This is a genomic window from uncultured Reyranella sp. (assembly GCF_945957355.1).
Classification (GTDB): domain Bacteria; phylum Pseudomonadota; class Alphaproteobacteria; order Reyranellales; family Reyranellaceae; genus Reyranella.
This window is the reverse complement of sequence record NZ_CAMFKM010000011.1, coordinates 26,818-39,671: the sequence shown is the minus strand read 5'-3', so window position 1 is coordinate 39,671 and position 12,854 is coordinate 26,818. Positions and strand designations below refer to the sequence as shown.

General features: G+C 68.0%; 21 protein-coding genes. 15 read left to right on the top strand and 6 right to left on the bottom strand.

Going from position 1 to position 12,854, the window contains the following annotated elements; translation table 11 throughout:
• Nucleotides 1-50: 50 nt before the first annotated feature.
• Both Q0Q48_RS18115 and Q0Q48_RS18110 read left to right on the top strand, forming a co-directional pair.
• The gene (locus Q0Q48_RS18115) at nucleotides 51-503 is read left to right on the top strand and encodes a helix-turn-helix domain-containing protein (RefSeq protein WP_295140471.1); all 453 of its coding nucleotides are present in this window, start codon (nucleotides 51-53) and stop codon (nucleotides 501-503) included.
• A gap of 151 nt (nucleotides 504-654) precedes the next feature.
• Nucleotides 655-1,353: a hypothetical protein gene (locus Q0Q48_RS18110; protein ID WP_295140469.1), complete on the top strand. Its 699-nt coding sequence runs from the start codon at nucleotides 655-657 to the stop codon at nucleotides 1,351-1,353.
• A gap of 74 nt (nucleotides 1,354-1,427) precedes the next feature.
• Here the strand turns inward: Q0Q48_RS18110 and Q0Q48_RS18105 are convergent, their stop codons facing one another.
• On the bottom strand, nucleotides 1,428-1,835 hold the full coding sequence (locus Q0Q48_RS18105; RefSeq protein WP_295140467.1) for a hypothetical protein: 408 nt from the start codon (nucleotides 1,833-1,835) through the stop codon (nucleotides 1,428-1,430).
• Complete coding sequence (locus Q0Q48_RS18100) at nucleotides 1,835-2,083, bottom strand: hypothetical protein (protein ID WP_295140464.1); 249 nt, start codon at nucleotides 2,081-2,083, stop codon at nucleotides 1,835-1,837. Before Q0Q48_RS18100 ends, Q0Q48_RS18105 begins: the two co-directional genes overlap by 1 nt.
• Before the next feature lie 102 nt (nucleotides 2,084-2,185).
• Between Q0Q48_RS18100 and Q0Q48_RS18095 the strand changes: the two genes are divergently transcribed.
• Nucleotides 2,186-2,764 carry a thermonuclease family protein gene (locus Q0Q48_RS18095; RefSeq protein ID WP_295140461.1) on the top strand — a complete coding sequence of 193 codons (579 nt, stop codon included), beginning with the start codon at nucleotides 2,186-2,188 and terminating at the stop codon, nucleotides 2,762-2,764.
• 41 nt (nucleotides 2,765-2,805) lie between these two features.
• Here the strand turns inward: Q0Q48_RS18095 and Q0Q48_RS18090 are convergent, their stop codons facing one another.
• The gene (locus tag Q0Q48_RS18090) at nucleotides 2,806-3,027 is read right to left on the bottom strand and encodes a hypothetical protein (protein WP_295140457.1); all 222 of its coding nucleotides are present in this window, start codon (nucleotides 3,025-3,027) and stop codon (nucleotides 2,806-2,808) included.
• A 94-nt stretch (nucleotides 3,028-3,121) separates the two neighbouring features.
• Here Q0Q48_RS18090 and Q0Q48_RS18085 point away from each other — a divergent pair, with 94 nt between their 5' ends.
• The 4 genes from Q0Q48_RS18085 (at nucleotide 3,122) to Q0Q48_RS18070 (ending at nucleotide 5,500) form a co-directional block, all read left to right on the top strand.
• Nucleotides 3,122-3,877, top strand: coding sequence for a hypothetical protein (locus tag Q0Q48_RS18085; protein WP_295140453.1), 756 nt, complete (start codon nucleotides 3,122-3,124; stop codon nucleotides 3,875-3,877).
• A 126-nt stretch (nucleotides 3,878-4,003) separates the two neighbouring features.
• Nucleotides 4,004-4,477, top strand: a complete 474-nt coding sequence (locus Q0Q48_RS18080; RefSeq protein ID WP_295140451.1) for a hypothetical protein — start codon at nucleotides 4,004-4,006, stop codon at nucleotides 4,475-4,477.
• A gap of 180 nt (nucleotides 4,478-4,657) precedes the next feature.
• On the top strand, nucleotides 4,658-4,993 hold the full coding sequence (locus tag Q0Q48_RS18075) for a metalloregulator ArsR/SmtB family transcription factor (RefSeq protein WP_295140448.1): 336 nt from the start codon (nucleotides 4,658-4,660) through the stop codon (nucleotides 4,991-4,993).
• Nucleotides 4,994-4,996: 3 nt separating this feature from the next.
• The gene (locus Q0Q48_RS18070; protein WP_295140445.1) at nucleotides 4,997-5,500 is read left to right on the top strand and encodes an SRPBCC family protein; all 504 of its coding nucleotides are present in this window, start codon (nucleotides 4,997-4,999) and stop codon (nucleotides 5,498-5,500) included.
• An 11-nt stretch (nucleotides 5,501-5,511) separates the two neighbouring features.
• On the opposite strand, the gene Q0Q48_RS18065 is transcribed toward Q0Q48_RS18070, so the two are convergent.
• From Q0Q48_RS18065 to Q0Q48_RS18055, 3 genes are all read right to left on the bottom strand, one after another.
• Nucleotides 5,512-5,865 (bottom strand): helix-turn-helix transcriptional regulator, encoded by a 354-nt coding sequence (locus Q0Q48_RS18065; protein ID WP_295140442.1) that lies wholly within the window; start codon nucleotides 5,863-5,865, stop codon nucleotides 5,512-5,514.
• A gap of 189 nt (nucleotides 5,866-6,054) precedes the next feature.
• Nucleotides 6,055-6,969 (bottom strand): YcjF family protein, encoded by a 915-nt coding sequence (locus Q0Q48_RS18060; protein ID WP_295140439.1) that lies wholly within the window; start codon nucleotides 6,967-6,969, stop codon nucleotides 6,055-6,057.
• Nucleotides 6,970-6,977: 8 nt separating this feature from the next.
• Nucleotides 6,978-8,381, bottom strand: a complete 1,404-nt coding sequence (locus Q0Q48_RS18055) for a YcjX family protein (protein WP_295140435.1) — start codon at nucleotides 8,379-8,381, stop codon at nucleotides 6,978-6,980.
• A gap of 175 nt (nucleotides 8,382-8,556) precedes the next feature.
• Here Q0Q48_RS18055 and Q0Q48_RS18050 point away from each other — a divergent pair, with 175 nt between their 5' ends.
• The 8 genes from Q0Q48_RS18050 (at nucleotide 8,557) to Q0Q48_RS18015 (ending at nucleotide 12,847) form a co-directional block, all read left to right on the top strand.
• Entirely contained in the window at nucleotides 8,557-9,456 is a 900-nt protein-coding gene (locus Q0Q48_RS18050; protein ID WP_295140431.1) for a hypothetical protein, read from the top strand.
• Between the two features lie 167 nt (nucleotides 9,457-9,623).
• Nucleotides 9,624-10,058 (top strand): hypothetical protein, encoded by a 435-nt coding sequence (locus tag Q0Q48_RS18045; protein WP_295140428.1) that lies wholly within the window; start codon nucleotides 9,624-9,626, stop codon nucleotides 10,056-10,058.
• The gene (locus Q0Q48_RS18040) at nucleotides 10,055-10,726 is read left to right on the top strand and encodes a hypothetical protein (protein ID WP_295140424.1); all 672 of its coding nucleotides are present in this window, start codon (nucleotides 10,055-10,057) and stop codon (nucleotides 10,724-10,726) included. Before Q0Q48_RS18045 ends, Q0Q48_RS18040 begins: the two co-directional genes overlap by 4 nt.
• Nucleotides 10,727-10,769: 43 nt before the next feature.
• Nucleotides 10,770-10,997, top strand: coding sequence for a hypothetical protein (locus Q0Q48_RS18035; protein ID WP_295140421.1), 228 nt, complete (start codon nucleotides 10,770-10,772; stop codon nucleotides 10,995-10,997).
• 33 nt (nucleotides 10,998-11,030) lie between these two features.
• On the top strand, nucleotides 11,031-11,369 hold the full coding sequence (locus tag Q0Q48_RS18030; RefSeq protein WP_295140418.1) for a hypothetical protein: 339 nt from the start codon (nucleotides 11,031-11,033) through the stop codon (nucleotides 11,367-11,369).
• 158 nt (nucleotides 11,370-11,527) lie between these two features.
• Nucleotides 11,528-11,761, top strand: coding sequence for a hypothetical protein (locus Q0Q48_RS18025; RefSeq protein ID WP_295140415.1), 234 nt, complete (start codon nucleotides 11,528-11,530; stop codon nucleotides 11,759-11,761).
• Nucleotides 11,762-11,769: 8 nt separating this feature from the next.
• Complete coding sequence (locus Q0Q48_RS18020; RefSeq protein WP_295140411.1) at nucleotides 11,770-12,405, top strand: hypothetical protein; 636 nt, start codon at nucleotides 11,770-11,772, stop codon at nucleotides 12,403-12,405.
• A gap of 10 nt (nucleotides 12,406-12,415) precedes the next feature.
• Nucleotides 12,416-12,847, top strand: coding sequence for a hypothetical protein (locus Q0Q48_RS18015; RefSeq protein ID WP_295140408.1), 432 nt, complete (start codon nucleotides 12,416-12,418; stop codon nucleotides 12,845-12,847).
• The last annotated feature ends 7 nt before the right edge of the window (nucleotides 12,848-12,854 follow it).

Sequence of the window (12,854 nt, the reverse complement as noted above, 5' to 3'; positions counted from 1 at the left end):
TTTCACATATTTCGTTTATGGTGTCCGTCCCACCCCGATGGAGCCCCCGAATGCCCCCCGATGACTCGCTTTCCCAACGCCTCCCGACGCCCGCCGAAGCCGAGAAAGCCGCGAAGGCCGGCACGGTCCTGGCGAGCCACAGGGACAGGCGCGGCGGCCTGACGCTTCACGTCAGGAAGGGCGCCAAAAGCGCCGACGTGAACCTTCCGCCGGCGGTCGCCCGTCTGATGCTCGATCTCCTGGAAGCCATCGGCAAGGGCGACGCGGTCACGCTCGTGGCGTCCGGCGCGGATCTCTCCACCCAGCAGGCCGCCGACATGCTCGAGGTCTCGCGGCCCTTTCTCGTGAAGCTGCTCGAGACCAAGGCCATCCCGCACCACAAGATCGGCACCCATCGCCGCATCCGGGCGGAAGACCTGCTCGCCTACAAGCATCGTCGCGACAGAACGCGCACCGCCGCGCGGACCCGGCTCGCCCGGCTGACGCAGGAGAGCGATGACTGAAGGAAGGCGTGTCTTGGGTCGCTTCACGGCTGTGCCCCGCTCGATTTGCCGAACAGGATGACGGTCACGTTATGGGCGGCCGCCATTCAGGGCGGCGCGCGACGCATTCGCACATAGGTCTGGGTCCAAGATATGGCGCTTTGTAAACAACATGCGCGCTGAAGATTTGCGAAGGTTTTACGCGGCGCTTTCGACGTTGCAGCACAAGTCAGGTGGGCCACGGACGCTTGGATTGTGTTCGGGGCGAATGAAGTGGCCTCGACGTGGCGTCTATTTTTTTAGCGAGCCCGGCGAAGAACGCAGTGACAGCGGCAACGGTCTGCGAGTGGTGCGTATCGGCACGCATGCATTGAAGGATCGTAGCAAGACCAGCCTTTGGAATCGCCTTTCCCAACATCGAGGCCAATCCGGAAGCGGGAGCGGGAATCATCGCGGTTCGATCTTTCGATTGATCGTCGGCCAATCTCTCATCGCGCGCCACGGATACGAGCATCCGACGTGGGGCGTGGGCAGCAATCCTCCGAAGGATACTCGCGTGAGCGAAACTCCATTGGAGTGCGAGGTGAGCCGCGTGATTGGCTTGATGCCATTCCTCTGGCTCGAAATTGACGACGAAGCAGGGCCGACCAGCTTACGCGGTCTCATCGAGCGCAATTCGATTGCGCTCTTGAGCAATTTGGGAAAGGAACCGCTCGACGCCCCCTCCTCGAGTTGGCTCGGCCATCACTGTAACCGACCTCGGGTTCGCGACTCGGGCCTCTGGAACAACAATCACGTCGAGGAAACTTACGATCCCGGCTTCCTGGACGTTCTGGAGATGTTGGTGGATCAGACGAAGTGCGCACAATGATCGTCGCCCCCCAATGCGCAGGAACGAAGCGCGAGCCTGCTGGCCATTTGCAAACAACGGCTCCAATCGCCCCCTCACCCTTCCCGCAACCGCGCCACCCGCTCCCGCCCCTTCTCGATCGCGTCGCCGATCGAGACGTTCACGGCCGCGGCGGGCACCACCTTGTCGCCGTAGCGCCTCGGGGCGATCTTGGCGATGAGCCATTTGATCGTGTCGATCTGGAGCCGGCACACGGTCACGCTGTCGGCTTCGGCGTTGCGGGCGATGTGGATCGCTTCTTCGGCCAGCGCGTCGGCCTGCTGGTCGCGGGCGATGGCGTAGCGCTCGCGGAACGGGCCGTTCTCGCTTTGCCAGCGGCGCACGGTATCGCGGCTGGGCATGCGGGCCGGGCCGCAGATGTCGCCCAGCAGCTCGCCGTCGGCGAGGCGACGGCAGATCTCGGCGGCCAGCGCCTCGCTGAAGAGCGTGGGACGCTCGGTCATCATTGCGGCCCCTCCTTCTCGTACTTGCCGGCGACCTTCTTGCCCAGCCGTCGCCGGTTCACGCGCATCAGCATGACCGTCGCGGCGCGCGACTGACCGGGCGCCAGGTTCTCGGCGCGGCGGCGCTTGCGGATCATGTCGGGATGCCGGCCCATCGCCTCGCCGATGCGCGCATCGGTCTCGCCGGCGGCGACCAGCCGGCGCAGCTGCGCCGCGTCGTCGGCGCTCCAGGGACGGCCGCGGCTCATGGCGTCTCTCCTTCGTGGCTGGAGGGCGTTCGTCCACGCATGATCGTTCTGTTACGTGCCATCGGCCTTTACCTCGCCTCAAACGGAAGTCACGGTCGGCGCATGAAGAGACTTGCCCTCGCCGCCCTCTCAGTTGCGCTGCTGGCGCCCGCCGCTCTCGCGCAGAACGCCAAGCCGTCGGGCGCCGCCCCCGCGGCCCCGGCCACCGCTCCGGCAAAGCCTTCGGGCTGCACCGCCAGCCACGGCGCCCTGCCGCAGAACTGGTCCGGCCAGGCCTTCGCCCTCGACGGCGAGACGCTGGGCGGCAGCGGCCTCAAGACGCCGCTGCGCATCTGGGGTGTACAGGCACCGGCCCTGCGGGACGCCTCGCGTGTGGAGACCGTGCCCGGCATGCTCGCGCGGGCGACGCTCGAGGATCTGCTGTCGCGTGCCGACCACAAGGTGAAGTGCCGGATCGCGCGCTACGATTCGGAATGCCGGCTGGTCGCGCAATGCGCGCTCGACGAGGCGCAGCCGATCGACCTCGGCGGCGCGATGCTGGCGTCGGGCGTCGTCTATGGCCATGAGCTCGACGAGCCGCTGTCGTGGGAACCGCGCGCCGCCCAGCGCTACGCCGACGCCGAGTACGAGGCCCGCAAGGCACGCAAGGGCACCTGGCCGCACTGGCTGGGCGAGAAGTAGCGCCCCGCCCTGCTCCTCACCATCGCGACGGCGGAAGCGGCTCATTGCAGCGCCGCCGCCGCCAGCGCCGCATCGACCACGCGCTCTATCTCGCGCTCGGGATAGCCCAGTGCGCGGGCGCGGTCGGCCAGCATGTCGCGGGTCGCGAGGCGGGCGGCGCGGGCCGAGTAGCCGCCGTCCCGTTCGAAGCCGAGACAGTCGGCGGCGTCCTCGACCAGCCAGGGGTGGGGAACGGGCGGGGAAGGTCTGGAAGAGGCGGCCATCCCGGAAAGATATCCGGATTATTATCCGACTTCAAGACAGATTCCGGAACATTCTCCTCTCGGAATTCATTCCGGAAAATGCCAGACTGACGGCATGGCCTTCGACGCCAACCAGCGCCGCCAGGCCCTCCGCGCCTTCATGGCCGGGGCCGGCCTCAACGTCGCCCAGTGGGAAAGCCTCTCCGGACTGGGAGACGGCACGCTGCGCAAGTTCCTGGACGACCCGACCGGCGCCAAGACGCTGACCGACAAGACCTATGCGCGCCTGGCGGCCGGCGCGGCGAAGAAGACCGGCCGTCCGGTCGGCGTCGCCGAGCTGCAGGGCGAGCTGCCCGCGGCGACGGTCGACGGTATGGGCGCCTTCGCGACCGATCTCGCCGGCAACGTCACGCCCGCCTTCGACGCGCCCGGCCGCCCGATGCTCGGCCACATGGCCAACGACGTGCCGCTCTATGGCACGGCGATGGGCGGCGACGGCAACGGCGAGTTCGAGATGAACGGCACGGTGATCGACCATGTCGCGCGCCCGCCGGGCATCCTGGGCCGCGGCGACGTGTTCGCGCTGAACGTGGTGGGCGATTCGATGTGGCCGTGGCGCAAGCCCAACAGCCTGATCTACGTCGAGCGCGATCGCGCCCCCAGCGTCAACGACCATGTCGTGGTCGAGTTCAGGCCGATCGCCGGCTCCAGCGTGCGCCAGACCGTGGTGAAGCTGCTGGTCGGCATCTCCGCGAAGACGCTGAAGCTCGCGCAGTACCGACCGGCCAAGGAATTCGACGTCGACCGCAGGACGGTGTTCCGCGTCTATCGCGTGCTGGAGTGGGACGAGCTCATGAAAGGCGGTCGTTAGCCGAGCGAAGCTCGGCTAACGGAGGAGCGTCAGGTCCTTCGCTCTGCTCAGGACGACAGATTCATATCAGGATTATTATCCGGATTCTCGCTTGAAAATTCCGGACCCTGATCCGATACTGTCTCCATGCCCGACAGTCTCTCCCTTCGCCCGAAAGAGACCGTCGCCGACCTGATCCGCCGCAACCGCCGCCCGCTCCCCACGCCCGTCATCGACATCGAGAACTTCCGCGCCCGCGCCGTCGCGATCTGCAGCGCCGAGGTCGCCCACCGCAGCCGCGACTTCCAGCGGGTGGAGCGCATCCTCGGCCTCGCCTTCGACCGCTGGCTCGAACCTGGCTGCGAACAGCTCGGCCAGTTCCCCCACGAAGCCCACGCCGCCACCGCCCTCCTCTGGCTCTCCCACCTGCAGACCCACGAGAGCCAGAAGCGCACACCGTGGAGCGGTGTTCCGTTCAGATCCTGGGGTGAAGACGAGCGCACGGCCTGGTTCGCCAAGCGCCGCGCATTGTGGAGCGGCTTCATGAGACAGGTCGAGCGGTATCACGCGGCTCGAAAGGTCCAGGTCCATATCGGCACTCCCACCAACACCTCACCTTGAGGAGCACTCCGCAGGAGTGCGTCTCGAAAGGTGAGTACGCGCACCTCGCCCGCTGCCCATCCTTCGAGACGCGCCGCTTCGCGGCGCTCCTCAGGATGAGGGCGTGGGTAGGATCCAACACTTAGCCATTCGTGAAACTTTCCCTTGACCGCGTCTTCGTACCGGACAATAGTTTCCGACATGGCTAACCATTCGACCGACCTCGACCGAACCTTCGCCGCACTCTCCGATCCGATCCGGCGGGCGATCGTCACCCGGTTGTGCGAGGGGCCGAAGTCGGTCAGCGAGCTGTCGGCGCCGTTCGAGATCGCCCTGCCGTCGCTGCTGAAGCATGTGCGGGTGCTCGAGGAGAGCGGGTTGATCAGTTCGGAGAAGACCGGGCGTGTGCGGACCTGCCGGATCGAGCGGCGCGCGCTGCGGGAGACCGAGGCCTGGATCCACCGGCACGTCGCCGCCTGGGAGCAGCGCCTCGACCGGCTGGAGACCCACGTTCAACGCATGAAGAGGAAGCACTAGGAAATGAGCGAGACCTACACACCGCCGCCGTCCGCGTGGCAGGACTGGCCCCTCGATCGCGAGATCGTGCTGACCCGCGTGATCGATGCGCCGCGCGCCCTCGTCTATGCCGCCTGGACCGACCCGGAGCAGATCCAGGTCTGGTTCGGGCCCGAGGGCTTCGAGGTCAGGAGCCACGAGATCGACCTGCGGCCGGGCGGACTGTGGCGCTTCGACATGGTGGCGCCCGACGGCACGCGCTACGACAACCGCATGCGCTTCCTGCGGCTCGAGGCGCCGTCGCTGATCGAGGTCGAGCACGGGTCGGACCGCGACGACGATCCCGGCCGCTTCCGCATGCTCGTCACCTTCGACGAGCAGAGCGACGGCAAGACCGTGCTCACCCTGCGCCAGATGCATCCCACGAAGGCGCAGCGCGAGGGCGCGATCGGCTTCGGCGCCGTCGAATATGGCGGCCAGACGCTCGCCAAGCTGGCGCGCCACGTAGCGAGGATCCGCGGCGCCTGAGCGCCACCGGATCACACGAGGTCGTCGAGATCGACCTTCAGCACGTCGGCGATCTTCTTCATGACCGACACGCTTCCGTCCTTCTTGCCGCTTTCGATCTCGGAGATGAAAGGCGCGCTGACTCCGGCAGCCGCCGCGAGCTCACGCCCCGACAGTCCGCGATGGCTGCGCCAGACCCTGACCTTGTTCTCGCCGGCGATGAGACTGCGCACGATGTCAGCCGGCACGACCTCGTCGTCACCCGCCGCGATGTCGCGCTTGACCTTGTTCGCCCGGGCGATGTCGGCCTCGTCGACGAGGCGTTCGTAATCGGCGAGCGGCAGGATGACGAGGCGCTCGCCATTCGGGGTGGTGATGATCTGCATGCTCGCCTCCTACTTATAGATGTCGCCGACGAGAGAGCGGATGTAGGGCGACAACGCCAAAGCCTTCAGGCAATTGAGCTGGCCATTTTGATGGCCGACAAGCAGCAATCAGCTAGCCCGATAGCGTTCCCAGTCCTTGCCTATATCTATCACTTACTCAGTCACATACTTGAAGAGACTAACACCACCTCACCGCGGCGCCGGCAGCGGCCGAATCTCCTCCTTGGCCAGCATGCCGAGCGCGAAGATGCGGCGGGCGACGACGAGGGCTTCGCCGGCGGTGCCGACGACGGCGGCGGCGATGCGGTCGTGGGTGGCCTTCATCGCGAACTCCACGACGCTGCTCATGACGGCGGTCGAGGAGGCCGAGAAGAACACGTGCGAGATTATGCGCCACACGGCCCGGGCGCTGTGGCGCAGGCCGTAGATCTGCATCAGGTCCTTGACCAGCGCGACGCCGATGCCCAGCACGACCAGCGCGTCGAGCGCGGGGTGCGGACAGGCGGCGACGCCCAGGCTGGCGCGCAGCGCGGCGCGCTGGATGCGCTCGTCGGCCGCGCGATCCATCGGCACGAAGATCTCGCGGTTCAGGAGATCGATCACGTCGGCGTCGGTGTGCTGCGGCTGCAGCGCGGCCGAGACGGCGCCGAGCTTGCCGCGCACCTCGGGGTTGCCGGCGTAGAGCGCATCGAGCACGCCGACCAGACGGCTGCCGCTGCCGACACCGCCCAGCCGCACCAGATGCTCGGCGAGTTCCCTCGCCCGCTCGGCCGACTTCAGCCGCGCATAGGCCCGGGCCTGGCCAGCGACCAGCCACAGGGTCGAGACCAGCAGCGCCACCAGCAAGCCGAACTGCGCGAGGTCGAGCAGGCTGCCGCGTTCGATCGCGCGCTGCAGCAGCGAGACGGCGCCGTCGACGACGAACAGCACCAGCAGCAGGCCGGCCGAGCCCAGCGCCAGCTTGGCGGGCCAGCGGATCGCCGGCGGGCGCGTCGTCACCGGCAGCGACTCGTCGAGCGGGGGCGCGTCGGCCGGTGGCAGGTCGCCCGGCCGGAACTCCATGTCGACCAGGCGGCGGGGTGTCTCGGCGTTGGTGGTGCTCATGAGGATGCTCACGCGAGAAGGAACTGGAGGACCTTGTCGAGATTGACGTGCGGCAGCGGCCGTTCCCTGAAGGCGGGCCCCAGCCGTGGCGGCTCGAAGCGGCGGATGTTGAAACCCTGCTCTGCCCACTGGTCGGCGGCGGGGATGGTGCCGGGGATCACGCCGGGCTGGATGTCCAGCACCTCAGCTCGGCCCGCAGGAATGCCGCGCAGGAAGGGCGTGGCGAGCCCGTTCACCTTGAGCTTGAGGTCGGTCGTCGCGCGCACCGAGGAGACGGCCAGCAGGCCCGACTGCCGCGCCGTCGCCTGCAGGAACGGCTCGCCGATCAGGTCGCGCAGCAGGTTGACCAGGTTGGCATGCTGGTCGGCGGTGACATGGTCGGCCTTGGTGGCGGCCAGCGCCAGCCGGTCGACCCTCGCCAGCGGCAGCAGGCGCAGCAGCGGATTGCGCAGATCGTCGAAGGCGTCGCTGATGCTGCGGATGGCGAGGCCGAGATCGGTGAAGGCGTCGCGCCCCTGCTGCAGCGCCGAGAGCAGATCGACCAGCAGCACCTGCTTGCCCATGCGGCCGAAGACCTCGCCGTAGAACTGGCGCACCTGCCTGAGGTAGGCGGCGTGGCGTTGCAGCAGGGCGGCGCCCATCGTGCCGCTGCGGGGCGCGCGCACGCCGGAGCGTACAGAGGAGAGCGGGAAGAACAGCGCGGCGGGATCGGCGGCTTGATCGCTGAGCGCAAAGCGGCCGGGCTGCACGAAGCACAGGCTGCGCTCCTCGCGGCAGCGCAGGAGATAGTCGCGGTAGAGCAGCCCGATCCGGGCCAGCTCCGCCGGGTTCTCCGGCGCGGCGGGATCAAGCGCGCGCACGGCATCGAGCCAGGGCGCCGCGAGATCGTTCCGGCCGGCGCTGTTGGCCAGCTCCTCCATCTGCCGCGACCAGTCGCGGAACGACTGGGTCAGCATCGGCAGGTCCAAAAGCCATTCGCCGGGATAGTCGATGAGATCGAGATCGGTCGTGGCCTCGGACGAGACGACGGAGCGCAGCAGCCCGACATCGCCATGCCGGATGCGCACGCGCAGGCCGCTCAAGCCGGTGGTCGGCGCCGGCCAGGCCGGCGGCTCGGCGAGCAGCTGATCGAGGCGCTCCTCGAAGGGAAAGCGCGGCACGCCGGGGATCGGCAGCAGCTCGACGTCGCGCACATGCTCGCGCCAGGGAAAGAACGGGAAGGACGCCATCGGCGCCTGCGCGGCCGTGCGCAGCGCATGGGCGAAGGCGGTGATGAACACGGTCTTGCCCGAGCGCTGCAGCCCGGTCACGGCGATGCGATGCCGCCGCTGCGAGAGCGGCGAGGCATCGAACGCCGCCGCCAGCCCCTCGAGCGTGGAGCCGGCCGCGGTTCTGAGACGGGAGAAAGGCATATCTTTGATGTGGGGTGTCACCACGTCCGAAAGATGGCAAGGCGGAGAGAGAATGAGAACGGTCCCTCGCTCCGCTCGGGATGACAATTTTGTTGATCGTTGCGCTGTGCGCCTCTGCAAAAAAAGCTGTCATCCCGAACGCAGTGAGGGACCTTTGGCTCAGAGAGAAGGCTGAATGAAGTTCCATCCGAAGCGGCTCCTCCGCAGCGCCCTGTTCGCGAGCCTGGCGGCCGGCGCGATCCTCGCCGCCGTCGCGGTCGGCCTCGCCCCGCCTCGTTCCGCCCCATCGTCTTTCGAGCGCAGGAGCACCGCGCAGGCCTGGGCCGATCTGGAGAGCAACCGCCCGGCCGGCCATCTCATCCGCATGGTCGCCTACGATCCGCAGACGGAACCGGGACTGGCGATCGACCGGCTGGAGCGGCTCGGGCCGCCGGACCAGCTCTATTCGTTCGTCGCAAGCTACGAGGAGATGGCCGGCTACACGGCGAAGCAGGCGCTGGAGAAGAACGGCCTCAGCCTGCGCGAGGGCCAGCACGTGTCGGCCATCATCTTCCCGCGGCGCACCGAGCTTTATCCCGCCAATGCCCGCGGCCTGCTGCAGATCATCCGTGCGGTGGAGCAGGAGAAGGGCGCGGCGATCCGCGAGCGGTTCCTCGACGGCGCGAACGCGCTCACCGGGGCCGAGGTGAAGAAGCTGCAATCGACCGACGACGCCTCGTATCGCGTGGGCGATTTCCGCGACCTGTATCCGCGCTATTGCGAGCTGGCGCGCCGGTTCAATTGCGGCCCGGCCCCCTATCCGGCCAGCCGCTTCATCGGCAGCCTCTATCACGACTGGCACCCGCTGGGCTTTTCCCAGATCGAGCCGGCCCGCGATCCCTGCACCCTGCCGGCCGCGCAATACTGCGCCTTCGCCGACTGGTCGACGGCGCGGGCCGAGTTGCTGCCGCGTTTCGGCAGCCGCGCCTTCTTCACGAAGAACCTCGAGATCGCGACGATTCCCGGCCGCATCCTGATCGACTTCGACCAGCCCGACCGGCAGATCATTCCCTACATCGGCGTGACGGACGAATGACCGAATGAGGTCGCCCTGCGGGGATCGCCTTCATCACTTCACATCGAATGTCTACTTCATTCGATGCGCAACTCATGCGCGATGTTTCGTCACCGCGGTCCCTGCAATTTTCCCGATGGCGTCCGCTTGCGCAGCCGCCTAGCATCGCCGCGGGGAGAGGGACTTGCGTGACAATGTCCAGGACAATGCACGGATGGCATTCGGTGCCGGCGTGCCTGCAGAAGATCGCCGGCGGCATCGCTAGCATCGTGGCTGGCGTCGGCCTGTGTGCCGCAAGCGCGCTGGCCGCGGATGCGAGCTGGATCAGCACCGTCGCGGTCGACGGCACGCCGGGCGCGCGCTGCCGGACAACCGACTTGCCCCGCTATCGCATCGAGATCCGCGACCGCCGGTTCACCGCCACACCCGACGGCGGCCCGTGGCTCGGCCCGCTCTCCTTCGATCTCTCGAGACTGAAGGCCGACGGCTCGGGCCGGGTTCAACTCACGCGCCCCGACGGTGTGCTCTGGTCCTTCGACTTCGCCCGCGGCGATGGCCCGCGCCTGCTCTACGTGACCAGCAACAACATGGAATGCCGGTACGTCTGGGAGCCCCTGAAATGAGGCATTCCGGCACTCTTCTGCTGCTCGCGGTGGCCGCCGCGATGCCGGCGCCGGCCAGTGCGCAGTCGAACGCCGTGGCCTGGACCTCCTGCCTGCGCAGCCCGGCCAAGGCCACCGACGTCGTGGCCGATTGCACGGTGGTGATCGAGTCCGATCGCGCAACGCCGGCCGAGCGCGCCGCCGCCCTGAACAATCGCGGCGCCGAGCTCGGCTTCCGCGGCACCGCGCCGGATCAGGCGCTGCGCGATCTTGACCGGGCCATCGTCCTGCTGCCCGATACCGCCCGGCTCTACAACACGCGCGGCACACTGCGTGCCGCTGCGGGCGACACGGCGGGAGCCCTCGCCGACTTCGGCATGGCGATCCGGCTCGATCCGCAATTCGCCGTGGCCTATGCGCGACGCGGCGAGCTGTTGCTGGCCGAGCGCCGGCTCGACGAGGCGATGCGCGACCTCGACGAGGCCATCCGGCTGGCGCCATCCTATGTCCACCCGCTCTACAACCCATACGAGAACCGTGCCGCCGTGCGTGAGGCCCGCGGCGATGCGGCGGGCGCCGCCGCGGACCGGCGCATGGGTGGCGACAAGCTGGCGGCGGCGAAGCCCGCGACCGCGTCCACACCAGCCGTCAGCGGACGGCGCTCGTGGGATCCGTGGATGTCGCCGTGATCCCCGATCTTTCCTGTTCCCAACCCTGGAGTGGAGACTGACCATGAAAACCCTGTTGATCGCCGCCGCCCTGTTGGGCCTCGGCACGTCTTCGGCAATGGCCGCCATCACCTGCTGGTACAATCCCCAGGGCGACTATACCGGCGCCGATGAAGCGCAGCCCGGCTTCCCGGTCGGCAAGGTCGTCAAGGGCACCAGCGGCGACTATGCCTGGGGCTACACCGTCGAGGGCATGCCGCAATCCTGCCCGCGCAAGCTGCCGAAGCAGTAACGCGTCGATCGCCCGTCCCTACCGGAGACCCACGTGAACCGTTCCCGATCCTTCGGCACCCGCGCCGGTGTCGCCGCCATCGCCCTGTGCATCGGCTTCGCGGCGGAGGCCGATGCGCAGAACCAGAAGCGCACGACCCAGACCGACAACGGCGTGCTGCACTTCAGCAACACCAACTGTAACGGCCAGACTCGTTTCATCGCCCTGCGCGCCGGCGGCAACACGACGGACCGCGACATCATCATGATGCTGTCGCCCGGCCAGAACGTGAAGGTCGGGGTCTCGCGCGGTTCGACTTGGCGCGGCAGCTGCGGCTCGATGCCCCGCGACGAGGACAGGTTCGCGTGGATTCCGCTGGAAGAGGTCTACTGACCCCCGCCAACGTCGCGACGGGACTCTCCGGAAAGACGCTGCCAGCACCGCTTTCAGCCCATATCTAGCGGGTTTTTCGGGACGCGAGCCCCTGTATTAAGGGGCTTGTTGTTCCTGTTTTGTTCGAATACGAGTCCGTCCAGCAGAGGAGGTGCTGGATGTTCGGTTTAACGCTTCACGACGTCGCCACGGCCCCGCATCCCATCGGCATCGAATGCGAACGCTGCATCCGGCGCGTCGTCGTCACCGCGTCCGCGCTGAAGGCCCAGCCGGGCGACCGGTGCACGCTCCAGGAGGCGGGCCTGGTCTGCAGCCGGTGCGGCTCGCGCGTCTTCGGCGTCACCCGGTTCCTGTCGCAGGCCGAGCTGCGCTCCTTCGTGCGGGCGCGGTGAGGCACGCCATGACCGACACCTCTTCCGCCCCTGCCGCCGACGCCACCCCCTCGACCCGTCGTCCGCCCGGGCCGGCGCGAATCCCCTATCGCAGCCCGCCGCGCTACGACACCTCGGAAGAGGTCGAGCGGGCCTTCCCCCATGCCACGCAGGTCATCCGGCGCGGCCTCTGGATGGTCTACGAGCAGGCCGAGATGAATGCGATGCTGGGCGGGCTCGGCGAGCATCGCAGCGGTTGCTTCAATGGCATCGGCACCTTCCGCTTCACCCAGCCCGAGCACGCCGCCGCCTTCGCCGAATATGCCTTCGACAAGCGGCTGCATCGCCTCAAGGCCAACAGCACCCACGGCGCCACGCGCGAGGAGGTGGCGCTGGAATGGGAGCGCCGGGCCGCCGAGCGCGAGGAGATCCTCGCCTGGGGCCGCCTGACCGGCATGACCCGCCAGGTGGTCGCGCACTATCGCGCCGAACGGCATGTCGGCGCCTGGTCCTGGCCCGCGCATCTCGCCGCCGCGCGGCTGATCGAAAAGGCTCATCCCACCGTCACGGATCCCTGCCATTACGCCGGGGTGATGATCGAATGGGCGGAGCGGGAACATCGGTCGTGGTTCTGGCGTTGCTGCCGCGGCCTGCACCATCTGTAAGGGAGTGCCCATGTCCACCGTCTTCGATTGCCTGCCCAATGCCATGGATTCCGGGGCACGGGATCCGCTCGACCGGGAAGCCGGCCTGATCCGGCGCGCTTTCGAGCTCGCGGCCCGTCAGCCTTACGGGTTCACCTTCGATGACCTGGAACATGTCGAGGCCTATCGCACGCAGTGTGCGGCCGACGCCGCGTCGCTGGACTGCGTCGCCAGCCTCACGGATGGCCGCCGCTTCCACCTCGTCCATGTCGCACGCCCGCAGCGGCCGGACTCCGTCACGGTCACGCAGCTCATGACGCACGAGCCGTTCCCCTCGCTCCGGGCCTCGGGTGGCCTTTCGCCCTGGATCGACGACGTGGCCGAACTCAACCACACGCTCGGCCTGCCCCTGATCCCGCCGCCCCCCGCGCCCGTGATCCTGCCGCTGCCGGCGCGGCACTAGAAACCAG